At 53.7% G+C, this 23,942-nt stretch carries 19 protein-coding genes; 17 read left to right on the plus strand and 2 right to left on the minus strand.

Features of this window, described 5'->3' with window-relative positions; all coding sequences use genetic code 11:
* Nucleotides 1–50 precede the first annotated feature (50 nt).
* Nucleotides 51–2,102, plus strand: coding sequence for a methyl-accepting chemotaxis protein (locus tag LK536_RS50535; protein ID WP_506092202.1), 2,052 nt, complete (start codon nucleotides 51–53; stop codon nucleotides 2,100–2,102).
* A gap of 115 nt (nucleotides 2,103–2,217) precedes the next feature.
* Here LK536_RS50535 and LK536_RS50540 read toward each other — a convergent pair whose 3' ends face one another.
* Nucleotides 2,218–3,960, minus strand: a complete 1,743-nt coding sequence (locus LK536_RS50540; RefSeq protein ID WP_227796736.1) for an FUSC family protein — start codon at nucleotides 3,958–3,960, stop codon at nucleotides 2,218–2,220.
* A gap of 167 nt (nucleotides 3,961–4,127) precedes the next feature.
* Here LK536_RS50540 and LK536_RS50545 point away from each other — a divergent pair, with 167 nt between their 5' ends.
* Nucleotides 4,128–4,574 (plus strand): MarR family winged helix-turn-helix transcriptional regulator, encoded by a 447-nt coding sequence (locus LK536_RS50545; RefSeq protein WP_008721058.1) that lies wholly within the window; start codon nucleotides 4,128–4,130, stop codon nucleotides 4,572–4,574.
* On the opposite strand, the gene LK536_RS50550 is transcribed toward LK536_RS50545, so the two are convergent.
* Complete coding sequence (locus tag LK536_RS50550; protein ID WP_008721059.1) at nucleotides 4,561–5,577, minus strand: linear amide C-N hydrolase; 1,017 nt, start codon at nucleotides 5,575–5,577, stop codon at nucleotides 4,561–4,563. The genes LK536_RS50545 and LK536_RS50550 overlap by 14 nt on opposite strands.
* Before the next feature lie 199 nt (nucleotides 5,578–5,776).
* Between LK536_RS50550 and LK536_RS50555 the strand changes: the two genes are divergently transcribed.
* The 15 genes from LK536_RS50555 to LK536_RS50625 all read left to right on the plus strand — a co-directional run bounded on the left by LK536_RS50555 (nucleotide 5,777) and on the right by LK536_RS50625 (nucleotide 23,847).
* Nucleotides 5,777–6,412 (plus strand): endonuclease III domain-containing protein, encoded by a 636-nt coding sequence (locus LK536_RS50555; RefSeq protein WP_008721060.1) that lies wholly within the window; start codon nucleotides 5,777–5,779, stop codon nucleotides 6,410–6,412.
* Nucleotides 6,413–6,479: 67 nt separating this feature from the next.
* Nucleotides 6,480–9,812, plus strand: a complete 3,333-nt coding sequence (locus LK536_RS50560) for a PAS domain-containing protein (protein ID WP_331472252.1) — start codon at nucleotides 6,480–6,482, stop codon at nucleotides 9,810–9,812.
* Between the two features lie 31 nt (nucleotides 9,813–9,843).
* Nucleotides 9,844–10,716 (plus strand): patatin-like phospholipase family protein, encoded by an 873-nt coding sequence (locus LK536_RS50565; RefSeq protein ID WP_008721062.1) that lies wholly within the window; start codon nucleotides 9,844–9,846, stop codon nucleotides 10,714–10,716.
* Nucleotides 10,716–11,150: a PPC domain-containing DNA-binding protein gene (locus LK536_RS50570; protein ID WP_008721063.1), complete on the plus strand. Its 435-nt coding sequence runs from the start codon at nucleotides 10,716–10,718 to the stop codon at nucleotides 11,148–11,150. The genes LK536_RS50565 and LK536_RS50570 overlap by 1 nt, the downstream gene beginning before the upstream one ends.
* A 7-nt stretch (nucleotides 11,151–11,157) precedes the next feature.
* Nucleotides 11,158–11,838, plus strand: a complete 681-nt coding sequence (locus LK536_RS50575) for a FadR/GntR family transcriptional regulator (protein WP_034576709.1) — start codon at nucleotides 11,158–11,160, stop codon at nucleotides 11,836–11,838.
* A gap of 190 nt (nucleotides 11,839–12,028) precedes the next feature.
* Nucleotides 12,029–13,126, plus strand: coding sequence for an iron-containing alcohol dehydrogenase family protein (locus LK536_RS50580; RefSeq protein WP_227796737.1), 1,098 nt, complete (start codon nucleotides 12,029–12,031; stop codon nucleotides 13,124–13,126).
* Between the two features lie 210 nt (nucleotides 13,127–13,336).
* A complete protein-coding gene (locus LK536_RS50585) occupies nucleotides 13,337–14,167 on the plus strand; it encodes an AraC family transcriptional regulator (protein WP_025483744.1) in 831 nt (276 codons plus the stop codon).
* A gap of 171 nt (nucleotides 14,168–14,338) precedes the next feature.
* Nucleotides 14,339–15,868, plus strand: a complete 1,530-nt coding sequence (gene xylB / locus LK536_RS50590) for a xylulokinase (RefSeq protein WP_227796738.1) — start codon at nucleotides 14,339–14,341, stop codon at nucleotides 15,866–15,868.
* 67 nt (nucleotides 15,869–15,935) lie between these two features.
* Entirely contained in the window at nucleotides 15,936–16,556 is a 621-nt protein-coding gene (locus LK536_RS50595; RefSeq protein WP_008721070.1) for a DUF4867 family protein, read from the plus strand.
* A 118-nt stretch (nucleotides 16,557–16,674) separates the two neighbouring features.
* Nucleotides 16,675–18,159 (plus strand): L-fucose/L-arabinose isomerase family protein, encoded by a 1,485-nt coding sequence (locus LK536_RS50600; RefSeq protein WP_227796759.1) that lies wholly within the window; start codon nucleotides 16,675–16,677, stop codon nucleotides 18,157–18,159.
* Nucleotides 18,160–18,193: 34 nt separating this feature from the next.
* Nucleotides 18,194–18,424 carry a hypothetical protein gene (locus LK536_RS50605; protein WP_506092205.1) on the plus strand — a complete coding sequence of 77 codons (231 nt, stop codon included), beginning with the start codon at nucleotides 18,194–18,196 and terminating at the stop codon, nucleotides 18,422–18,424.
* 81 nt (nucleotides 18,425–18,505) lie between these two features.
* On the plus strand, nucleotides 18,506–19,531 hold the full coding sequence (locus LK536_RS50610) for a substrate-binding domain-containing protein (RefSeq protein WP_008721073.1): 1,026 nt from the start codon (nucleotides 18,506–18,508) through the stop codon (nucleotides 19,529–19,531).
* A 135-nt stretch (nucleotides 19,532–19,666) separates the two neighbouring features.
* Entirely contained in the window at nucleotides 19,667–21,178 is a 1,512-nt protein-coding gene (locus LK536_RS50615; protein ID WP_227796739.1) for a sensor histidine kinase, read from the plus strand.
* On the plus strand, nucleotides 21,156–22,742 hold the full coding sequence (locus LK536_RS50620; protein WP_008721076.1) for a helix-turn-helix domain-containing protein: 1,587 nt from the start codon (nucleotides 21,156–21,158) through the stop codon (nucleotides 22,740–22,742). Before LK536_RS50615 ends, LK536_RS50620 begins: the two co-directional genes overlap by 23 nt.
* Before the next feature lie 4 nt (nucleotides 22,743–22,746).
* Nucleotides 22,747–23,847, plus strand: a complete 1,101-nt coding sequence (locus tag LK536_RS50625; protein ID WP_331472254.1) for a sugar ABC transporter substrate-binding protein — start codon at nucleotides 22,747–22,749, stop codon at nucleotides 23,845–23,847.
* Nucleotides 23,848–23,942 lie beyond the last annotated feature (95 nt).

Genomic DNA, 23,942 nt, shown 5'->3' on the forward strand with positions numbered 1-23,942 from the left:
AATGGATTACATAACTACTTTACCAATAAAAGGATAGCGGGGGCAATATGATGTCAGATTCTAAAATCCGGCCGGCAAAGCCTGGGAGAACAGGTGCAGACAGGTGGAAATCATCCGTCTCATTTAAGATTATCCTGAGTGTGCTGGCTGTCTTAATTCCATCCCTGGTGATTTTAATCGTAACCTCCTGTATCGTGGCCTCCGGCTCGATTTCAAGGCTTAGCGGAAAAATGCTGGATATACAGACCGATTATGCGGTGTCCATTGTGGATGAATTTTTTAACAGCAAGGCCGCGGCAATCAGTGTATTTGAAATTGACCATGATATACAGGCTTATTTTGATTCAGTGTCCCGGCCTGAGGATATAGATGTATATGAGGACAGGGAAATCATCCTGAGGGAACTTAAAGGGGCGTTGGACAGGATGTCGGGATCCATGGTAATCCAGGTGTGGATTGCCGATGCAAAGACAGACAGATACCTGCTGTCCACGGGCGGGACGGTGAAGGCTGATTTGAACAATACAAAGTGGTACCATTCCGTGCTCTCCAGCAAAGCCACGGTCATATCGGACCCGTATCTGGACCCGGCTACCGGTAAGACGGTGGTTTCCGTGGTCACGCCTGTGTTTTCTGCTGACGGGGCAGGTATCATCGGATTTGCAGGGGTGGATGTTGATGTGGACAGCCTGTCTGAACTGCTTGCAGGCATCAGGGTTGGGGAAGAGGGATATCTGGAGCTTTTGTCCAACCAGTCGGATTACATATACAGCGATGACCCCACAGCCATGGGAAAGAATGTCTCAGATCTGGATATTTCAGATGATTACAAGGAAAAGGTCCGTTCCAATTATAATGGTGTGGTGGATTTCAGCTATGGCGGGGTAGGATATACTTCCAAATTCAAAAACTGTACAAGCACGGGCTGGCTGGCCGTTGCCACCATACCCGTGTCCGAGGTGAATTCCACCCGGGACAGCATGATAGGAATCATGATATCCATGTCCGTGTTCATCCTGGTTTTGCTGTGCGCAGTCATCATAGTACTGATACGGCGTGTGATGAAGCCCATGGCTATAATCAGCGGCAATATGGAGGCGTTTGCCCAGGGGAACCTGGATGGGGACATACAGGTACAGGGCAGTGATGAGATTGGGCATCTGGCGGACAGCGTACGCTCGTCCACCCATTTGCTGAAAGAGATGATAAACGATGTGTCCCATATATTGGGAGAGATATCCAGGGGCAATCTGGAAGTAGGGACAGCGGACAGTTATATCGGGGATTTCCGGTTTATCCGGGAAGCATTGGAACAGATCATAGGGTCCCTTAATTATATCCTTGGGCAGATCAACATCTCCGCGGAGCAGGTGTCCTTTGGCTCCGAGCAGGTGGCGGCAGGAGCCCAGGCCCTGTCACAGGGGGCTTCGGAACAGGCAGGCGCCCTGGAGGAACTGGCTGCCAGCATAGAGGATATTTCCGGGAAAATCACGGTCAATGCAGACAATGCGGCCCAGGCCACAAAAAGGGCCAGCGAAGTGGGAAGGGAGGCAGTGGAAAGCAACAGGAGGATGCAGGAAATGCTTGCAGCCATGCAGGATATCCGCGTCAGCTCCCGGGATATAGCAAAGATATTAAAGACCATTGAGGATATTGCGTTCCAGACCAATATACTGGCCCTTAACGCGGCGGTTGAGGCTGCCAGGGTAGGGGAAGCAGGCAAAGGCTTTACCGTGGTGGCAGGCGAGGTAAGGAACCTGGCCGTTAAAAGTGCGGAGGCATCCAAGGGAACAGCGGCCCTTGTGAAGAATTCACTGGAAAAGGTGGACGAGGGTGTGCGGATCGCGGACGAGACTGCAAAGTCCCTGAAGAATGTGGTGGAAGGCGTGAAGGATGTGGTTGCGGCCGTGGATATCATATCTGCCGCATCCAATGAACAGGCCGTGTCCGTGAAACAGGTTTCCAGGGGAATTGAACAGATTTCCAGTGTGGTGCAGGTTAATTCGGCCACGGCTGAGGAAAGCGCGGCTGCCAGTGAGGAACTGTCCGCCCAGGCCATACTGTTAAAAGATCTCATAGGGAAATTCAGGTTTAAGAAATGATTCTGGCCTGAGGAAGGATCCTGGCTTGAGGAATAAAGGAATAAAGAAATAAAGGAATCCTGCGGCGCCCAAATGGTACATGGGCGCCGCAGGATCCTTTTATCCGTACCGTGTGTTAAACCAGGTGCCCTGCCTCGAATACCGGGGCATCCGTCCGCTCCTCAATCCGCATCCGGTGGGCGTTATGTACCTTTTCCCGGCAACGTGCCAGGATGTCCGGAACCTCCGCCCAATCCTCCAGATGCGCGTTGCTGGCCAGCTTTTCTTCCTGCAGATGGGCCTGGATGACCAGGCTGTAGTACAGCTGGGTATCCACATGTTCAGAACTGCATATACGGGTCAGAAGCTCCGTAAGGGTCTGGTATTTGGTCAGGAGGTGCCTGGTAGCCATGGAACGGCTGTAGGGGATTATGTAACAGTTGGCAATCAGTCCAAGGACTGCCCCTGCCAGGATATAGCCCAGCCGGATGACGAATATATTCCCCACCTGCCAAAAGCCGAATGCGTTCATGAATACAGCGCCCCCCAGTGCGCCGATGGTGGAACATGCAAATGTTTCAGCATAATCGGTAAAATAGAATGAAAGGTAACCGGAGAGCATCATGGCAGCGGTGCGCCCGGCAGCCGAAGGAATCAGGGAGTAGATCACAACAGAGGCCAGGCCTCCGGTTATGGTTGCCAGGATACGTTTCTTTGTCTTGACCGGCACATCATCTGCATAGGGCAGGGATACGGAGGCCAGGGTGAACAGGAGCCATCTGCCGTGGGGCATCCCCAGTGCCCGTACCAGGCAGGCGGCTGCCGACAGCACAAGGGCTGTGCGCAGCGCATAGACAGCCCGCACCGGGCTTACGTCCAGGGCAGCCATGAGGCGGAACCGGAAGGACAGGGAGGTTTCGCGGTAGCGGGACCTGTTCTGGGGATCTGTCATGTGCAGCAGCCTGTCGCGGATATAATTCAGGCTGTTATGGAACAGGACAGCGGTTTTGCTGTTTTCAGTGTCCGGCGGGCCGGAGGGATCCGGAAGGGGAATGGTACCGGTTTCCTGTTGGAGGAAGGAATAAAAGGCAGCGAGCCAGGAGCGCACGTTCATAAGCAGGCCGCGGTCATTGGGGGATAAGGGGGCGGGCAGTTCATTTATAAGGACCAGCAGGTGTTCCAGGCCGCGGCCCGCATCAACCATGTAGAAACTGGCGTCGGAGATGCAGAGGATCCGTTTCCTGCGCTCATATACGGTCCGGCTTAACTGATACAGGCGGCTGCGCATGTACGGGAAGTCCGGCGCTTCCCCGTTGCCCTCCAGCCGTCTGTCAATGTAACGGCTGATCATATCAACCATCCCGCTTAAGACATCCTTGGCTGTCTCCACCACCCGCTTCCTTCCCATGAACCACTGGTACAGCATGATGGACACGGCCCCGGCCAGCATGGCCACAAGCCTTCTGGGAAGCTGGGCTGCGCTGACAGGGGAAATATATATCAGGAACAGATAGGATAAAATATAAGGAAAATACAGATGGCTGGAATACTCATAGGTAAATGCGTACAGGATTCCCAACAGTGTGGTAAAATTAATGATAAACGACAAGGGCATGGGAAGGGCGTTTACCCAGTAGGCGGCCAGGGCCATTAAGACCAGTACCAGGGACTGGACAATCAGATGGCGGATGGGGGCGGCGGTCAGGTCACGGGCCATGAACGCGGACATCATGATTGTGAAGATGACGCCCACAATGGAATTTTCCGGGCCGAAAATGTGCTGGAAGACATTGATGTATGCAACGATAAAAATAAAGCTGAGTGTGCCGAAGCGGAATTTGTCCCGTACCGGCGCAGGGATTTTAAACCGGATGTTCATGAATGTATGCATCTCCTTTGTTCTGGCTGATGGTTGGATAGTGATTGACTTTGATTACATTTCATATATAATCAAAGAGAAAAAGTCATAGAAATATGATAGTCATGTTTTATTTACTAATTAACAAGGATAACATTTTAACAGGATTTTGTCAATGGGAGAAAAAGATGAAGAATGCAAAAGCATCGGAGATGTTTGTCCAAAACCTGCTGCTGGTGATGCCGGACTGGCATTCCAAACTGGTTAAACCTTTTAGGGACACGCTGGACAATGAGATGAGCCTGGAGACATACTACTGCCTGGAGACGCTGCGGGCATGCGGCACCGCCACCATGTCGGACCTGGCCCACCAGATGAAGGTACCCAAGCAGCAGATGACAAAACTGGTTGACAGGCTGAGCCAGAGCCGGTTTGTGGAGCGGGTGCAGGGAAAGGATGACCGCAGGGTCACATGGATTCGGCTGACGCCGCAGGCAGTCTCCTATCTGGATGAATATTACCTTAAGAATACGGCATTCATCCAGATGCTGGAGGAAAAGCTGACCAGGGATGAACTTCAGAGGCTGAATGATGCGGTGGAGGCCCTGGAGGAGATACTGCCTAAGTTGACATGAAGTCCCAGCTGTCGGTGACATCCGGGCTGTTAAGCCTGCCAAGGGATACCATCTTCCTGCCGTAATCCCTGCCAGGTTCCAGGTATGCGGAAAATGTCCGGCTGTTGTCATAAGTGCGGAAGGAGTACTTCCTTGCGGACAGGTCAATCATTGCAGTGTACTGTGTGTAATCCGCGGTTTCCCGGTCCGTCATGACAGCGCCTTTGGGGATGCTGACATTTTCCAGTATATGGAATCCTGTGTTTAGCGCCTCTTCCTGGCTGGACGGGATGGGGGAATGGCTTTTCAGATAGGCGGCCCTTACAAATCTGGAGGGAGGGGTAAAATCCCCGGGCAGGCCCAGCGTGCCCGCGCCCTGCCCGAATGGCGCCAGCCTCACGGACCCCCAGTCAGCGTCCTGAGGCTGGTAAGGCGACAGGTCCATATAGTTGCGGAGATTGGTCATATGCCATTGGAAATCGGGACTGTTGGCCAGTACGCCCATTGGATCATCCATGAGCCGCAGTCCGTCCCCGGTCCGCTCTACAGCCATGCAGGCCCCGTCCTGGTCCGCAAGGATCCAGTGCAGGGGCGCCACCGTATTGGTAACGCTGTCCTTCTGTCCCACAATACGTATGGTGTCAAGCAGGGTGGCTGCCTGGCTTACGGATGCACAGAGTCCCAGCAGGAAGCTGACAAGTTCAATGGCCGCAATGGGAGGCCTTGGGTCCTTAAGGCCGTCCCCGGAGTCCACGGTATCGTATTGTGCATAACCGGGAAAATAAAGGACAGCCGCCCCAAAGCCCATCTCATTGACTCCGTCTGCGAAAATCACAGGGGGAAGATCCTGGCCTGCGCCTATGAAACTGTAGCGGCTGCGGATCCTGTGGGTGGCTGCCAGGTTGTTCCATTCATAGCCCCTTGGGGATATATAAAGTTCTGGGTCAAGGGGATAGGAAAAATCCATGGTACGGCCAAAACAGGTATTGCCCTGTGCGGTCCGTATGGTGATTGCGGTACACATTTGCACCCCTCCTTACTCGGATGATCGGATTCAGTTCCGTTATGTCATGTATATTCCGCAGCGGATGAAACATTCCGTTTAAGTGGCTTGCTACGGAAATGTAAATGCGATAGAATAGACATGTGGCTTTTAAGGAAGCGCCTGTCCCGGGGAATGACCATGGACAGCCGTGGAATACCAATATGGGAGGAAGTGTGACATGACAAAAGAAGAACTGGCGTTGGAAATCATAAAACGCCTGAAAAAAGAATATCCGGACGCAGGCTGTACCCTGGATTACAACCAGGCATGGAAGCTGCTGGTCAGTGTCCGCCTGGCTGCCCAGTGCACGGATGCCAGGGTTAACGTGGTGGTCAAGGAACTGTATGAAAGATATCCGGACGTAGGGGCCCTGGCAGAGGCCAAGGTTGAGGACATTGAACGGATTGTGAAACCCTGCGGCCTGGGGCACAGCAAGGCCAGGGATATAAGCGCCTGCATGAAGATCCTTCAGGAAGAATACGGGGGCAGGGTCCCCGATGATTTTGACGCCCTTCTCAAGCTGCCGGGTGTGGGACGCAAAAGCGCCAACCTAATCATGGGGGATGTGTTCGGCAAGCCGGCCATTGTCACGGACACCCACTGCATCCGCTTGGTGAACCGCATGGGACTGGTGGATGGGATTAAGGAACCAAAGAAGGTGGAGATGGCTTTGTGGAAGCTGGTTCCGGCCAAGGAGGGAAGCGATTTCTGCCACAGGCTGGTCTATCATGGAAGGGATGTGTGCACGGCCAGGACAAGGCCTCATTGTGATGCATGCTGTCTGAGTGACATTTGCGCCCGGAATGGGATCTGAGAGGCGGACATAAAGATAAGTAAGGCATAAGAGGATGTCCACATAACAGAGAAGGCGGTTTTTAATAGTGAAGAATTGGGATGGAAGAACAAACCACAGGCGTCTGGAAGAGGCAAAGGAGATGGCCAGCCGGATGATGCATATGCATTACTGTGAAAATGACGTGAATGGGATTGCTTCCCTGTTTGCCCCGGATGTTCTGTGGATGGGGGCAGGGGAGGAAGAGTATATTGCGGGCCGGGAAGCGTGCGTGGAGGCATTTGCGCAGATGAAAGGCAGCATTCCGCGGTGCAATATATGGAATGAGGAATATGACGCCATACAGCCTTCAGATGGAATCTATATCGTTACAGGACGGATGTGGATTGCCACGGATCCCAGTACCCGGATGTACCTGAAGGTACATCAGCGGGTGTCCTTTGTATTTCAGGACCAGGGGGACAGGCTGTCCTGCGCGCATATCCACTGTTCCAATCCATATCAGGAGATGATGGAGGGGGAAAAGTTTCCTGAAAAGATAGGCCGCCAGTCCTTTGACTATGTAGAGGAGCGCATGAGGATCCTGGAGGAGGAGATGCGCCAGAAGAACCGGCAGATGGAGGTAATCATGTCCTCCATTGCAGGCGGGCTGAAAATCAGCAATGATGATGATACCTACTCCTATGCCTTTGTCAGCAGGGAAGCAGCGGCCCTGTTTGGATATACGGTGGATGAATTCATGGAAGTCACAGGGGGTACTGCGGTGGGCAATGTGTATCCGCCTGACCTGCCCGGCGCACTGGCTGACTGCGAAGCAGCATTTAAGGACGGCGGCCTTACCTACTCCACCCGCTACAGGGTGCGCTGTAAGGACGGGAGCCTTAAATGGATTATTGACAGCGGCAAGAAGGCCCGGGATGCAGAGGGCAGATGGATGGTGAACAGCCTATATCTGGATATTACCCAGTCAGAGGCGAATGCCCAGCGTCTGAGGGAACAGACAGAACTGCTGGCCAGCATTTATGACACCGTGCCCTGCGGCATCATCCGCTTTGTACGGGGCCGGGACGGCGGTTACAGGCTGATTTCAACCAACCGCACGGCCATCCGGTTACTGGGTTACGGCACCATGGAGGAGGGGCTGGCGGACTGGCACGATGGGGTGCTGGGAAATGTGCTGCCCCAGGACCAGGAGATGCTGCGCAGCTGCTATATGGAACTGAGGCAGCCGGGCGACCGGCAGGACAGGGAATACCGGGCCAGGTGGAAGGACGGATCCGTCCACTGGCTGGAAGGGACCAACATGGTGGTCTCCGCCACCCCGCAGGGGGACCATATCATCCAGCGGACCATAGTGGATATCACACAGCGCAAGGCGCTGCAGATACAGCTGGAACGGGAACAGGAGATGTACCGGGTGTCCATGGAAGCCAGCGCGGCCGTGATGTTTGAATACCTGATGGATGAGGATGTGTTCATCAGCTATGAACCGCGGCCGGGCATGGGAGTCTGCAGGCATGAACTTCACGATTATTCCAACATCCTTCTGGAACAGAAAATCATCCACCCGGACGATATCCCCATTGTGATTGATAATATCTGTAAGGGACGGGCGGAGACATTCGAAGTGCGCTGTTCCACGCCGGCGGGGCGTCCGGGGGATTATGTATGGTACAGGGTGAACAGCCGCCTGATCATGGAGGATGGGAAGCCGGGCCGTGTGGTGGGCGCCCTTTATAATATCCATGAGATGAAGTCCCTTTTGTTTGAAAACAGCGAACACCTGTATATGAACCAGTCAGCCCTGCAGGCGATCAACGGTGTGTATGTCAGCATGTTCTATGTGAATCTCATACAGGACAGTTATTATGCTGTCCGGCTTCCGGATGCAGGCAGGAAGAGGACATTGTCCAGGGCAGGACGGTTTTCGGAAAGCCTGAACCAGTATATCCTGGAACAGACGGACGAGGCTGACCGGGAGCGGGTGAAGTCCATGTGCGCCAGGGACTGGCTGCTCCGGGAAATCAACCAGGAAAATGAGCATATGGAGGCAGAGTTCCGTCTGGCCGGACCGGAGGACGGGGCATCATGGTACCGTCTGGAAATCCATCTGGTGGCCATGGAGCAAAACAGGCCCAAGACCATCATCATTGCAATCCGCAACATCAGTTCCGAGAAGCAGAAGGAACTGGAACACAGGGAAGAGGAGAAAAAGGCAAAACAGGCCCTTGAGGAGGCATATGCCGCTGTTAACCGGGCCAACCAGGCCAAATCCGAATTCCTGTCCAGGATGAGCCATGATATCCGTACCCCCATGAATGCCATTCTGGGAATGGCCGCTGTTGCGGAACACAATCTGGATAAAGGGGATAAGGTAAAGGACTGCCTTTCAAAGATACATACTTCAGGGGACCATCTCCTGGAGCTGATCAATGCGGTGCTGGATATGTCAAAGATAGAATCCGGCAGCATCTGTCTTGCGGAAAACCCGTTCAGCCTGTCCTGTATGATGGATGAGGTGGCGCAGATCATCCAGACGGACATAGGGCGGAAAGGTCAGCATCTGTCCGTGCATATGCAAGGGCTGGGGCATGACGCCGTGTACGGGGATATGGTCCGGGTCAAGGAAATCCTTCTCAATCTCCTGTCCAATGCGGTTAAATATACCCAGGAAAATGGAACCATCCAGGTATCCCTGGAAGAAAAGCTGTCCAGCCAGAGCGGCGTGGGCTGTTTTGAGTTCATTGTGGAGGATGACGGAATCGGCATGTCCCCGGAATTTCAGGAAAAGATGTTCACTCCGTTTGAGCGGGCGGAGGACGAGCGGGTCAGCCAGATTCAGGGAACGGGGCTGGGGCTTCCCATTACCCGCAACCTGGTGCAGATGATGAACGGAACCATCGGGGTGGAGAGCCATCTGAATAAAGGGACCAGGTTCGTGGTAACCATATATCTGAAACTGGTGGACCAGGATAAAACCCGCAGGCAGGAACAGGAAGCCATATCTGAAGTCCCAAGGACATTCCGGCCGGGTACCAGGATCCTACTGGCAGAAGATAATGAACTGAACCGGGAAATCGTAAAGGAGCTTCTGTCCCTGTGCGGACTGGAGATAACATGCGCTGTAAATGGCCGGGAGGCAGTGGAGTTATTTGAAAAGAATCCCCCGGGAACCTACGGGCTTATACTTATGGATATCCAGATGCCGGTCCTTGACGGATACGGCGCGTCCATGGCCATCCGCCGGATGGGCGTGGATGGAAGGCGTCCGGATGGGGCCGGGATTCCCATTATCGCCCTGACAGCCAACGCCTTTGCAGATGATGCATATAAGGCGAAACAGGCCGGGATGAATGAACACGTCACCAAGCCCCTGGACCTGGACCACCTGCTGGAGACAATGCACCGGTGGATGGATTAATTAATGATAGGATGAAGTAAGAGGTGAAGGAATGAGAACAGGAATCGTTGTAGAAGGCGGCGGGATGCGCGGTATATATGGAGCCGGCGTCCTGGACGTGCTTCTGGAGGATGACATACAGGCAGACGGCCTTATCGGTGTGTCTGCCGGGGCAATTCACGGATGCAGCTTTGTCTCAGGACAGAAGGGACGCTCCATCCGGTATAACCTGAAGTACAGCCGCGACCCAAGATACATGAGCATGCGGTCCTTAATCAGGACAGGGGATATGTTTGGGATAGATTTCTGTTACCACGAGCTGCCGGAAAAGTTAGACCCATTTGATAATGAGACATTTGAGGCAGCCAGGACGGAATACTATGTCACATGCACGGATGTGGAGACAGGCAGGCCCGTGTACCATCACTGTCCCAGCCTGAGGGGAAACCTGATTGACTGGGTGCGGGCTTCCGCCTCCATGCCTCTGGCCTCCCGGATCGTGGAACTGGATGGGAGGAAGCTGTTGGACGGGGGCGTGGCTGATTCCATCCCGGTCATGGCGTTCCGGAAGATGGGATTTAAAAAGAATCTTGTGATACTGACCCGTCCCGCGGGATACCGTAAGAAACCGAATCCCATGATGCCCATGATACGCAGGGTGTTCAGGGAGTACCCTGAATTCGTGGAGACGGCGGCCTGCCGCCACCTGGTGTATAACCGGGAACTGGACGAGATCAGCCGTCTGGAGCGGGAAGGGGAGATACTGGTCATACGTCCAAGCCAGCGCATCGAGATCAGCCGTACCGAGCGCAGGCCGGAGCGGATTGAACAGATGTACAGGCTGGGAAGGGAAGACGCCCTGAAGGCGCTTTCAGATATAAAGGAGTTCATGGGGGCTTCAGGGAAGCGGAAAGGAGATTTGTGATGGAATACAGGAAGTTTGGACATAAGCTGGTACTCAGGCTGGACCCGGAGGAAGAGGTGGTGCAGTGCCTGACGGAGCTTTGTGAGAAGGAGGATATCAGGCTGGCAGAGGTCTCAGGGCTGGGAGCTGCCTCTGAGGTGGAACTTGGCCTGTTTGATACGGATACAAAATCATTTCAGGGAAAATGCTTCAGGGGGGCATATGAAATCGCAACCCTGACAGGCAGCGTGACAAGGAAGGATGGGGAACCATACCTGCACCTCCATACGGTGATAGGAAACCCGGTCAAGGGCGAATGCCACGGCGGCCACATGGTCCGGGCCGTCATCAGCGCGACCGCTGAGATTTTCGTGGACATCCTGCCAGGGGAAACCGGACGGAAGATGAACGATAGGATTGGCCTGAACCTGTTTGAGTTCCCGGAATCCCGGTAAACAGGACATGGAAAAGGTAAACCAGAAATCCCTGCCTGAACGGACCGCGGATGCCATCATGTCCATGCTCCACCATGAAAATTACGGGGTAGGACAGAAGCTTCCCAATGAAATCAGGATGGCGGAGCGTTTCGAGGTCAGCCGTTCCACCATCCGTCAGGCGGAAAAAATCCTTGAACAGAGGGGAATCCTGGACATTGAGCGCGGGGCGGGCACATTCGTATCCGGCAGTATGGGGATGAATGAGGATCCTTTGGGATTTTCCCTTATTTATGATAAAACCAAGCTGGCCAGGGACCTACTGGAACTGCGCCTGCTCATAGAACCCAAGTCCGCTTCCCTGGCAGCCCAGAACGCAAAGCGGCAGGACACGGAACTGCTGTTCCGGCTGTGCGATGAACTGGAGGCCATGGTGGCGGCTGGTGAGAATTACGTGAGGAAGGACATGGAATTCCACCAGGCGGTGGCCAACTGCAGCCAGAATGCGGCCATCCACAACCTGATTCCCTATATCCATCAGATGCTGGTGCTTCACGACAGCATTTCCACCAACCGCCATATGGAGGAGACGGTAAAGGAGCACAGGCGTATTGCCAGGGCCATTGCGCAAAGGCGTGGCGCGGATGCATATGACGCCATGGAGTATCATCTGATGGTCATACGCAGCCGGCTGATGGAGGACTGGTGACGGTGCGCGGGAAGCAGCGGATAGGAATGGACAAATGGGAATAGCCGGATAGAAATAGACAAATTTGTATAAAAATATATGACAATGCCCAGAAGTGATTAGAAAAACAGAGGTCCTGTTGAAGCCCGGAATCCGGGATGGTATGATGCATCCAGAATCAATTTCAGAAAAAGGAAGGGATGCATATATCATGGAGAAGATTGTGTTGGACAGCGCCATAAAATTCGGGGCAGGCCGTTACCGCCAGGACAGGAATATCCTGAAGGAGTGCGGACAGGAGATACGCCGGTTTGGGAAAAAGGCGTTTGTGATAGCGGGACCCAGGGCCTTTGATGCGGTTAAGGAGCAGCTGCTTTTGGGATTTGAGGCAGCGGGCCTGGATTATGTGGTGGAGATTTACAGCGGTCCCTGCAGCTTTGAGGCGGCAGAGGAATACGCGGGGAAATGCCTGGCAGCCGGCTGCGACGAGGTGGTTGGGGTGGGCGGAGGAAGGATCATGGATTTCTCCAAGGCCCTGGCCGAGACAGCAGGGCTTGGAACGGTGAATATCCCCACCTCCATAGCCACATGCGCTGCATTTACGGCCATGAGCGTCATGTACACACCAGAGGGGGCCAAGAGGACCTGCTGGAGGTTTGAGCATGAGGTGGATGCCGTCCTGGTGGACATGGACGTGATAGCAGGCTGTCCCGTCCGCTATGCGGCCGCGGGCATCCTGGATGCCATGGCCAAGCGGATTGAAATCCAGAATGGCAAGCCGGTAATGACACTGGAGGACAACCGTTTTGACCTGTTCACCGCATTCAGGATGTCGGAGTATACCTATGATGTACTGGAGCAATACGGTCCCCAGGCCGTCGAGGACATCCGGTGCCACAAGGTTACCAAGGCAGTTGAGGACATAACCTTCATCAACATAGCGGTAACAGGCGTCATAGCCAATATAACCAAGAGCTTCAGCCAGTCCGCCCTTGGCCACATGATGTATGACGGGGTGCGCACCTTCTTCACAAAGGAAGCCGAAGCAGCCCTGCACGGTGAAATCGTGGCCGTGGCGCTGTTTGCCCAGCTCTACTACAACCAGCTGGAGGGGGAGATGGAGCAGCTTAAGCGGTTCATGGAGCGTTTGGACATGCCCCTTACCCTGGATGCCCTGGGCGTGGCATGCAATGAGGAAAACCTTGGGATATTGGAAGGATATCTCATTGATTCTCCTTATGTGGGACAGGACCAGGAGAGCCTCAGGCGCCTGCACGGGGCCATGGGGATGATGGGGGCGCGGATGTGATTGGCGGATAATTGAAAAAAGCGGGGAGCAGAATTCCGGGCCGGGAAACCTTTTTAAAGGTTCCCGGCCCGGAATACGTTGGATTCTTATTCCAATTCCCCGGCATTTCTGATAGAATGAAAAGAGCAAGAAATAGTTGTATGAGGAACAGCGTCATAAGCGGTATCAGGAGCTGCTCACGTGTTTATATGTGCAGGATGGGGGATGGATATGGATTATAAGCATGAACTGGTTATTCCCAATGAGGATCTGCCATTCAGGATGTTCCTGTTTGAGGGCAGGGACGGCAATTACAGGGTGGCGAAGCACTGGCACCGTTCGGTCGAGGTTTTCCTTGTGCTGGACGGGCAGATGGAATTTTTCATCAACAATAAAAGGCTTCCGCTGAAGGCGGCTGATTTTGTGATTGTCAATTCCAATGAAATCCATTCCATCGAGGTCCCGGACCCTAATACCACCATTGTGGTGCAGATACCGGTTTCCTGTTTTGCCGGGTATCTGGAGGAAGGGGATTATGCGCTGTTTACCAAGCAGGAAGAGGAGGATAACCTGAACCTGGTGCAGCTGATTGTACGGATGTACCGTACCTATGAACAAAAGGAGTTTGGGTATGAGCTGAAGGTTAAGAGCCTGTTTTTAGAACTGCTTTACCTGCTTGTCACACGGTTCATGAAGAAGGAGGACGACCAGGGCAGTATCCGTCAGAAGCGCCATCTGGACAAGCTGTCCAATATAACCGCGTATCTGAAGAATAATTATGATAAGGATATTACATTGGAGAGCGTGGCGGCTACCTTCGGCTTTTCCCCCACCTATCTTTCAAGGATGTTCAAACGGTATGCCAGCGTCAGCTACAAGACCTATCTCCTGGACCTGAGGACGGAGTACGGACTCAGGGAAATGATGAATACCAGCCACAGCTTAAGCGAAGTTGCGCTGAACAACGGATTTCCCAATGGACGGGCTTTTTCCAAGGCATTTGTGAAGCGGTACGGGTGCCTGCCCAGCGAATACAGGAAGGTGATGGACGGGGATGGTTAAAATGTCTGTCCATCCAGGGAAGGAAGGGTGAAAAGGGCAAAAAAGTGCTGTCATGAAGTCAAGTTTGAATCTGGAAAGACAATCCTGTTCTGGTATAATCGTAGGTAGATGCGTTTACAGCAGGTTCCAGGTACTGGAATCATAAGCTGCCGGAGAAAGGGGAAGGGCAAGATGAAATATCTGATTGGAGTTGATGTGGGGACGTCCGCAACCAAGACCGTCCTGTTCGATGAGGACGGCGCCGTGGCTGCGTCCGCTTCCAGGGAATACCCGCTGTACCAGCCGGAGAACGGATGGGCGGAGCAGAGGCCGGAGGACTGGAGGGATGCGGTGCTTGCAACCCTTAAGGAGGTGACGGACCGGTCCGGCGTTCCCGCAGGGGATATCAAGGGAATCGGCATATCCGGGCAGATGCACGGACTTGTGATGCTGGATGGGAAGGGGGAGGTAATCCGCCCCTCCATCATCTGGTGCGACCAGAGGACCGGACGGGAAGTGGAGGATATGCTTGAAATCATGCCGAGGGAGCGTTGGATTGAGATTACGGCCAATCCGCCCCTTACCGGATGGACGGCGGCCAAGATACTCTGGGTCAGGAAGCATGAGCCGGAGAATTACAGCAGATGCCGCCATATCCTTCTGCCAAAGGATTATATACGCTATGTGCTGACCGGGGAGTTTGCCACCGAGGTATCCGATGCCAGCGGCATGCAGCTTCTGGACGTGCCGGGCAGGTGCTGGTCCAAAGAGGTATTGAAGGCCCTTGATATTGATGAATCCATGCTGGGTAAAGTGTATGAGTCCTGCCAGGTGACAGGGACCCTGCTTGAGCAGGTGGCAGGGAAGACAGGGCTGACCGTGGATGTGAAGGTGGTTGGCGGCGCAGGCGATAATGCGGCTGCGGCAGTGGGGACCGGGATTGTGAAGGACGGCACCGCCTTCACCACCATCGGGACCTCCGGCGTTGTATTTGCACACACCAGCAAGGTGTCCATCGACCCCAAGGGCCGGGTGCACACATGCTGCTGCGCGGTGCCGGGCGCATGGCACATCATGGGCGTGACCCAGGGCGCAGGTCTTTCACTCAAGTGGTTCAAGGACCAGTTCTGCCAGGATTATGTGGCCCAGGCCCAGGCCATGGGATGCGATGTCTATGACCTGATTAATAAGGATGTGGCGGAAATCGGACCCGGGAGCAGCCGGCTGGTCTATCTGCCCTACCTGATGGGGGAGCGGACCCCCCATCTGGATCCGGACTGCCGCGGCGTATTCTTCGGGCTTTCCGCCATCCATACCAGGAAGCACCTGCTGAGGGCGGTCATGGAAGGCGTGTCCTACTCCCTGTGCGACTGCAATGAGATACTGAAGGAGATGGGCGTGGAGGTCACACAGATGATGGCCTGCGGAGGCGGCGGCAAAAGCCCTGTCTGGAGGCAGATGCTGGCAGACCTGTACAACTGCACGGTCAAGACCGTTGAGATGGATGAGGGACCCGCCCTTGGGGCCGCCATACTGGCCGGCGTGGGCTGCGGCATCTACCCGGATGTGGAGACTGCCTGCAGCCGGATCATCCGTGAGAAGAGCAGCACGGAGCCTGTAAAGGAAGAAGCTGAGGTTTATGCAGGGTATCACAGGATATACCAGAACCTTTACCGCAGCCTGAAGGACGACTTTAAGGCTCTGTCAGGGATGAAAGGGTAAAATAAAACAGCCGTGGGCGCGGGGCCGCCGCAAGGGGTCACCATGCCCGTGATGAGGAGGAAAAGAGATGGAGTTAATCAATGTATGCAGCCCGGAGTTCAGGCCGTATGGGCGTGTGATTACCGGATATGATGTGGACGGTCTTATGAAGGCCATGGAGTCCACGCCCCTTCCTGAGGACGTTGTCTATGTGGCTTCCGTACCGGAGCTTGAGGCGCTGCCCATCGGTGCGGAGCTGTCTGACGGAATCTATGGACAGATGGAAATCCAGCTGGGATACTGCAACGGCCATAATAAAAAGCTGAATGCCCTGGAGTACCACAGGGATTCAGAGGTGAACCTGGCTGTGACGGACCTGGTGCTGCTGTTGGGCAGGCAGCAGGATATAGAAGAGGATTTTACCTACGATACATCTAAGGTAAAGGCATTCCTGGTCCCGGCAGGCACCCTGGTGGAAGTGTACGCCACCACCCTCCACTATGCGCCGTGCCAGACAGAGGACAGCGGGTTCCGCTGCGTGGTGGTGCTTCCAAGAGGGACCAACACAGACCTTGACCACAAGCCGCAGGTGAAGTGCGGCGAGGAAAAGCTGATCACGGCAAGGAATAAATGGCTGATCGGCCATGAAGAGGGCGGACTGGACGGGGGCGCATGGATTGGCCTTAAGGGGGAGAACATTTCCCTGTAGATAAACATTTCAGATAGATACTGCAAATAAAAACCGCAGATGAAAACCGCGGTTCATATGATTGTGGAACATTGGCCATTGGCCATAAATCAAATAATAAGACGGAGGATATATGACTATGATCAACATGCCGGAAGTAAAGATTGGTATTGTGGCGGTAAGCCGTGACTGTTTCCCTGAAAGCCTTTCCGTGAACAGAAGGAAAGCCCTGACAGAGGCATATAAGAAGAAGTATGACGCATCCAATATTTATGAATGTCCAATCTGCATCGTGGAAAGCGAGATCCACATGGTACAGGCCCTGGAGGATGTGAAGAAAGCGGGCTGCAACGCCCTGGTGGTTTACCTTGGCAACTTTGGCCCTGAGATTTCTGAGACATTGCTGGCAAAGCATTTTGACGGACCGTCCATGTTCATTGCAGCGGCCGAGGAGTCCGGGAACAACCTGGTCCAGGGCAGGGGCGATGCATACTGCGGCATGCTCAATGCCAGCTATAACCTGAAGCTGCGCAACATTAAGGCGTATATCCCCGAGTATCCGGTGGGCACGGCAGAGGAATGCGCGGACATGATTGAGGAGTTCGTACCCATTGCAAGGGCAGTGGTTGGGCTTAGCAGCCTTAAGATCATCAGCTTTGGACCCAGGCCCCTTAACTTCCTTGCATGCAATGCGCCAATCAAGCAGCTTTATAATCTGGGGGTTGAGATTGAGGAGAACTCAGAGCTGGATCTGTTCGAGGCATTTAACCGCCATGCAGGGGATCCCCGTATCCCGGATGTGGTAAAAGATATGGAAGCAGAGCTGGGCACAGGCAACAAGAAGCCGGAAATCCTGGAGAAGCTGGCACAGTATGAGCTGACCCTCCTTGACTGGATAGACGGGCACAGGGGATACCGCAAGTACGTTGCCATTGCAGGCAAATGCTGGCCCGCATTCCAGACCCAGTTCGGCTTTGTGCCCTGTTATGTTAACAGCCGTCTGACCGGACGGGGGATTCCCGTGTCCTGTGAGGTGGATATCTACGGCGCGCTCAGCGAATTCATCGGCACATGTGTGAGCCAGGATGCGGTCACCCTGCTGGATATCAACAACTCAGTTCCGGCCGACCTTTATGAAGAGGATATCAAGGGCCGGTACGGTTATACCCAGAAGGAAACCTTCATGGGCTTCCACTGCGGCAACACCAGTTCCAAGAAGCTGTCCTTCTGTGAGATGAAATACCAGCTGATCATGGCCAGGGCCCTTCCTGAGGAAGTGACCCAGGGCACGCTGGAAGGCGACATCACACCTGGCGACATCACCTTCTACCGTCTCCAGAGCACGGCGGATAACAAGCTGCGCGCCTACATTGCCCAGGGAGAGGTTCTGCCCGTTGCCACCCGCTCCTTTGGCGCCATCGGTATCTTTGCAATCCCGCAGATGGGCAGGTTCTACCGCCATGTGCTGATTGAAAAGAACTTCCCGCACCACGGCGCGGTTGCGTTCGGACATTACGGAAAGGCAATTTACGAGATATTCAAATTCATCGGTGTGGATGTGGAGGAAATTGGATTTAACCAGCCTGCCGGCATGCTTTATAAGACGGAGAATCCGTTTGCGTAAATGAAGGTCTGGCAGGAACAGGTGGACTGCGAAGGTGGATATCCGCCATGCACCCCTGGACAGACTGTCGGTAAAGCAGGCGGGAAAGCCCTGTGTGGGCTTTCCCGCCTTGCCTGTTTGTGGAGGAGGGCTTATTTATGAGGAAGGATTTTATACCAGTGCCTGTATGAAGATGGGCTTGCCTCCGTTTTCCGGCGCTTCAGGGGGCCTGCCGCAAAAAAATGCTATTCCATGGCAAGATTATCCTGCTTTTGTTTTACCATGATTTTTTGTATAATGGTAAAAGATAAGCATTGTGCGGCGTCCGGATAGGCGCCAAGGGGGCAGACGGAGAGGGGATGGGGAGATGGACAGGAATAAAAGGAAACTGTTTTGGCTGGTGCTGGCCGGCCTGTTCTGCATTGTATTCCTCACCCTGCTGACCATCTCCTTTTATGGTTATGTGCTGGAGAAGATAGGGGTGGAGTACGCGGAGAATTCCAGGACCTATGACAGGCACTTCGTGATGATTGTAGGCAATACGGAGTCGCAGTTCTGGAAGGATACATATGCCTGTGTCAGGGAAGAGGCGGCTGGTCAGAACGCTTATGTGGAGCTAAAGGGAACCAGCCAGTCATCCTCCTATACCATGACGGACTTCATGGATATGAGCATTGCTGCCAAGGTGGACGGTATCCTGCTGGAGTGCACGGCGGAGGAGGCCCTGGAAGGAAAAATCAATGAAGCCAATGAAAAGGGCATTCCGGTTGTGACCATTTTAAATGATGCGCCAAAGACTGGGCGTAAGAGCCATGTGGGAATCAATCCATACCAGCTGGGGCAGGAATATGCAGGACAGATATGGAAGATACTTCCCAAAGACAAGGATAACCTGAGGATTACGGTCCTGCTTCATGATAATGCCATTGACAGCAACCAGTCACAGATTTTCAACCAGATTAACAATCTGATGGTCACCTCTGAGGAAACCCAGGGGCGGGTGCGGGTGGAGGAAATCAGGATTTCATCTGAACGTGCCTTTGAATCCGAGGAGATTGTCTGGAACCTGTTCCAGAATGAACAGGGGGCCCCGGATATCATCGTTTGCATGGATGAGGTGGACACCGAGGCCGTGTACCAGGCCGTGATTGATTATAACAGGGTGGGCGAGACCCAGATCCTCGGATACTATAAGTCACCCGCCACATTGGAAGCGGTCCGGCGGGGAACCATGGCCATGTCCCTTTATATTGATACGGAACAGATGGGGAAGTACAGCGTGCAGGCCATGATGGAGTGCATCCGGGACGGCCGGACCAATTCATTTTATAGTGTGGACCTGCAGTTTGTGAACAGTGACAATGTGTCTGGTTTTGTGCGTAAGGCACATTGAGTTTACGGAGGGCCGGACCTGGTATGGGACTGAAACTGGTACTGGCATGGACACGGACCCGGTATGGGACTGAAACTGGTACTGCTACGGACCCGGCACCGGGCATGGATGGACAGGGAGATAGGCGGGGCGCATATGGGTAAATATTGGGACAGGATCTGGGGAAATATCCCAATCGCACATAAACTGTTTCTGGAGATAGCATTGACGGCTGCTGCGCTGTTTGCCAGCAACCTGTTAATCTATGCCCAGATTAACCGTATGGTGGTGCGCATGGATTCCGTGTATTCCAGCAATGTGAACCTGAATGAACTGTCTGACTGTCTGGCAGGGGTCCAGAATTACATGTACAAATATCTGGAGGTCAAGGATTCAGATTCCCTGACCGCCTATTATAAATCGGAACAGGAATACCGGGACCTTTTGGACGGCCTTAACAGGAAGGTTACGGATAATCCCATCCAAATCCTGGAAAAGAATATACGCAGCATGTCTGAGTCCTACCTTGCCATTACGGATGAGACGGTGCAGGCCAAGCGGGGACTGAACGTGGAGAAGTATAAAAGCTCCTATGAGTCCGCCCTGCGGCTTTATAAATTCATCAACGACGATATTTCCATACTGAACGGCCAGCAGTTCAAGAACAACTCAGCCAGTTACAAGACGCTTCAGTCCGCCCTGCGCTACCTGGAAATCATCAGCCTTGTGATCCTATGCATCGTGATGGTAATCAGCCTTGCGGTGATGATGATGATGACAAGGGACATTGTGACCCCGTTGACCAATCTGGCGCACACGGCCAAGCTGGTTGGCCAGGGGAATTTCCATGTGAAGGTGACGCCCATAAAGACCAGGGATGAGCTGGGGATTGTCACGGGAACCTTCAACCAGATGGTGGACAGCCTGGATGAATACGTGAATAAGATTAAGGAAAGCGCGGAGAAAGAGCAGGAGATGAAGGCGCGGGAGCTTTTGATGGCAAACCACCTGAAGGAGGCGCGTCTCAAATACCTCCAGTCCCAGATTAACCCCCATTTCCTTTTCAATTCCCTGAACGCAGGGGTGCAGCTGGCCGTGATGGAGGATGCGGAGAAGACCTCGGTGTTCATAGAACGGATGGCTGACTTTTTCCGGTATAATGTGAAGAAGGGTTCAGGGGACGCCACCATACGGGAGGAAGTGGAGACCGTGGACAACTATATCTATATCCTTAATGTACGGTTTGCGGGGGATATCCACTATGTTTCCGAACTGGATGAGACGGTCCTGGACTACAGGATACCCAGCATGATCCTTCAGCCGCTGGTTGAAAATGCAGTGAACCATGGCATACACGGCATTGAATGGCCGGGTGAAATCCGCCTGCGGGTACAGGATAAGGGCGGTCAGATTGAAATACGGGTGGAGGACAACGGAAAAGGGATGACCAGGGAACAGGTGGGGACAATCCTGTCCGGGAGCCACATAACCGTGGACAGTGACTCCACCGGCATCGGACTGGGGAATGTGATTGCCAGGCTGAGGCTTTACTATGGCACGGACCAGGTCTTTTGCATTGACAGTAAGGGGGAGGACCAGGGAACCTCGGTTATCCTGACCATACCGAAGAAGGAGGAGGATGGAAATGTTCCGGATATTAGTGGCTGACGATGAGGGAATCATGCTGGAATCCATCAAAAGCATTATCCTGTCCAACTTTGGAAGCGAATGCCAGGTGGTCTGTGTGAAGACCGGGCGGGCCGTGATTGAGCAGGCCGAGGCTTTCCGGCCGGATATTGCGATTGTGGATATCCAGATGCCGGGGCTAAGCGGGATACAGGCCATCCGTGAGGTGCGCAGGTTCAACTCATCCATGGTGTTCATCATCATTACGGCCTATGACAAATTTTCCTATGCCCAGGAGGCCGTCAACCTGGGGGTGATGGAGTTCATCACAAAGCCGGTGAACAAAAAGAAGATACTGGATGTGTGCATCCGCGCCATGCATCAGGTGGAGGAGGCCAGGCAGAAGCTCAGCGATGACCTGAAGATACGGGAAAAGCTGGAATTGGTGGTACCCATGATTGAGAGCGGTTTTATCTATAACCTGCTCCGGGACGACACGGATATATACCGTAATGATTATCTGGAGATGCTGGACATAAAAACCAGGTATGGTTTTACCATTGTCCTGGAATTTGGCGATGGGGTGGTGGACGGTCTGATGACCAACGCGGTGGGGGCCAATGTCAGGCTGAACAAGTATTACACCCAGCTCAGGGAACTGGTAAAGGATTACTTTGACTGTATCACAGGTCCTGTCATGGGGAACAGGATTGTGCTGTTCGTGCCATTTGAGAGGGAGAAGACCCGGTATGAGGAGCGGGTGGAGATCATTACCAGGACCAGGAACATGATTCACAGGCTGGAAGCCGGTATTGACATGCAGTTCAGGGGCGGCATCGGGATGGTGACGCCTGTGGAGGAGGCCAGGGATTCCTACAAGGGTGCGTTAAAGGCCCTGAGGGAGAGCGACAGCCATGTGGTACATATAACAGACATACCGGCCATAACGAATTATGACGGGGAATATCCCATGGAACTGGAAAACCAGTATTTCCAGAGAGGGGCAAAGGCGGACAAGGAGGGAGCCGCAGCCTGTGCCAACGAATTCTTTGACTGGATGCTGGAACATGATGGGAATGTGAGGGCCAATATCGAGGTGAAGGTGCTGGAACTGGTCATACGCCTGGAAATGACGGCGTTTGAGGCAGGAAGCGTCCGTTACGGGTTCCGTTACAGGGAAAATTATCTGGCGGAAATCCAGGGCGCTGCCGACATGGCCGCACTGCGCAGCTGGTTCATCCGGAAAACAAGGGAAATCTGCGATAACATCAGTACATCCAGGGAGCGGGAATCTGAAAACGTGGTATCCAGGGTAAAGAATTACATCAATGAGAATTACGCCCAGGATGTTTCGCTGGATGATGTGTCCCGCCTGGTGGACATCAGCCCCTATTATTTCAGCAAGCTGTTCAAGCAGGAGGTGGGGGAGAACTTCATTGAGTATCTGACGCGTACCAGGATAACCCATGCCATGCGCCTGCTGGAGGATTCCAGGTACAGCATAAAGGAAGTGTGCCTGATGTGCGGTTACAGCGACCCCAATTATTTCAGCCGCATTTTCAAAAAGTATGAGGGCATGACGCCAAGCGAGTACAGGGAGAGGTGATGGTATGGAAAAGAGAAGCAGGATCAGGGGGATGGAGGATAAGACCGCCGGAGCAGGAAAAAGGATGGCTGCTGCCGTGCTTGCCGCCATCCTGTTCCTGTACGCATGTATGGCCCTGGGCGGATGCCGCAAGGCGGAGGAAGCGCCTGAGACCAGACAGGAGGAGACAGGGGACCGCCTGCAGATCGGCCTGAGTTTTGAATCCTATGTGATTGAGCGCTGGATCCGGGAACGTGATGTGTTTGTCTCCACGGCCAAGGAGCTGGGGGCGGATGTGAACGTGCAGAATGCCAACGGGGACGTGCAGGAACAGATTGCGCAGATTGAATATTTCATCAAGAAGCAGATGGATGTGATTGCAGTGGTGGCCGGGGACTGCGACGCCCTGTCCGATGTGATGAAAAAGGCCAAGGACGCAGGAATCAAGACGGTCAGCTATGACCGGCTGATTAATAATTCAGACTGCGACCTGTACATCTCCTTTAATAATGAACTGGTGGGGAGATTGATGGCGGAGTGTTTCCTGGAATACGCGCCGGATGGCGGGGATATATTCATGATCCAGGGACCCAAGACCGACGGGAATGTCCATCAGATCAGAAAGGGGTTTGATGACGTCCTGAAAGGCAGCAGGCTGAACGTGGTGTATGAGGCCAACTGCGAGGGATGGCTGGCGGAGCATGCATTTACCTATGTAAAGGAAGGGCTGGCCCGGCACCGTGATATCGTGGGGGTCATGTGCGGCAACGATGACCTGGCAACCCAGGCATTCCGGGCGCTTTCTGAGGAACGGCTGGCAGGGAAGGTAATCCTCACCGGACAGGACGGGGACCTGATGGCATGCCAGCGGATCATGGAAGGGACACAGAACATGACCGCCTTCAAGTCCGTGGAGGAGGAGGCCAGGCTGGCCGCGGAATATGCAGTCATGCTGGGCAGGGGAGAGGAACTGACCGGTATCACCAAGACCATTAATGACGGTACCTATGACATCCCTTACCGGGAACTGCTTCCGGTTGCGGTCACAAAGGAGAACATGGATGACGTGATCATAAAGGGCGGGTTCCACGCGAAAGAGGATGTGTATCTGAATGTTAAGAAGTAAGGGAAATGGCTGGCAGTGCCGTGTTCCCGGCTCCATATGTATGAATCTTTTGGGCAGCTTATATCAGATCCTGATATGGCTGCCTTTTGTCATGT

It is taken from the genome of Clostridium pacaense, assembly GCF_020709765.2.
GTDB lineage: Bacteria > Bacillota > Clostridia > Lachnospirales > Lachnospiraceae > Enterocloster > Enterocloster hominis.

Bases quoted from the DNA above. Each gene is read 5' to 3' on its own strand.
- LK536_RS50535 (WP_506092202.1), top strand. From the start codon at position 51: ATGTCAGATTCTAAAATCCGGCCGGCAAAGCCTGGGAGAACAGGTGCA.
- LK536_RS50540 (WP_227796736.1), bottom strand. From the start codon at position 3,960: ATGAACATCCGGTTTAAAATCCCTGCGCCGGTACGGGACAAATTCCGC.
- LK536_RS50545 (WP_008721058.1), top strand. From the start codon at position 4,128: ATGAAGAATGCAAAAGCATCGGAGATGTTTGTCCAAAACCTGCTGCTG.
- LK536_RS50550 (WP_008721059.1), bottom strand. From the start codon at position 5,577: ATGTGTACCGCAATCACCATACGGACCGCACAGGGCAATACCTGTTTT.
- LK536_RS50555 (WP_008721060.1), top strand. From the start codon at position 5,777: ATGACAAAAGAAGAACTGGCGTTGGAAATCATAAAACGCCTGAAAAAA.
- LK536_RS50565 (WP_008721062.1), top strand. From the start codon at position 9,844: ATGAGAACAGGAATCGTTGTAGAAGGCGGCGGGATGCGCGGTATATAT.
- LK536_RS50570 (WP_008721063.1), top strand. From the start codon at position 10,716: ATGGAATACAGGAAGTTTGGACATAAGCTGGTACTCAGGCTGGACCCG.
- LK536_RS50575 (WP_034576709.1), top strand. From the start codon at position 11,158: ATGGAAAAGGTAAACCAGAAATCCCTGCCTGAACGGACCGCGGATGCC.
- LK536_RS50580 (WP_227796737.1), top strand. From the start codon at position 12,029: ATGGAGAAGATTGTGTTGGACAGCGCCATAAAATTCGGGGCAGGCCGT.
- LK536_RS50585 (WP_025483744.1), top strand. From the start codon at position 13,337: ATGGATTATAAGCATGAACTGGTTATTCCCAATGAGGATCTGCCATTC.
- xylB (WP_227796738.1), top strand. From the start codon at position 14,339: ATGAAATATCTGATTGGAGTTGATGTGGGGACGTCCGCAACCAAGACC.
- LK536_RS50595 (WP_008721070.1), top strand. From the start codon at position 15,936: ATGGAGTTAATCAATGTATGCAGCCCGGAGTTCAGGCCGTATGGGCGT.
- LK536_RS50600 (WP_227796759.1), top strand. From the start codon at position 16,675: ATGATCAACATGCCGGAAGTAAAGATTGGTATTGTGGCGGTAAGCCGT.
- LK536_RS50610 (WP_008721073.1), top strand. From the start codon at position 18,506: ATGGACAGGAATAAAAGGAAACTGTTTTGGCTGGTGCTGGCCGGCCTG.
- LK536_RS50615 (WP_227796739.1), top strand. From the start codon at position 19,667: ATGGGTAAATATTGGGACAGGATCTGGGGAAATATCCCAATCGCACAT.
- LK536_RS50620 (WP_008721076.1), top strand. From the start codon at position 21,156: ATGTTCCGGATATTAGTGGCTGACGATGAGGGAATCATGCTGGAATCC.
- LK536_RS50625 (WP_331472254.1), top strand. From the start codon at position 22,747: ATGGAAAAGAGAAGCAGGATCAGGGGGATGGAGGATAAGACCGCCGGA.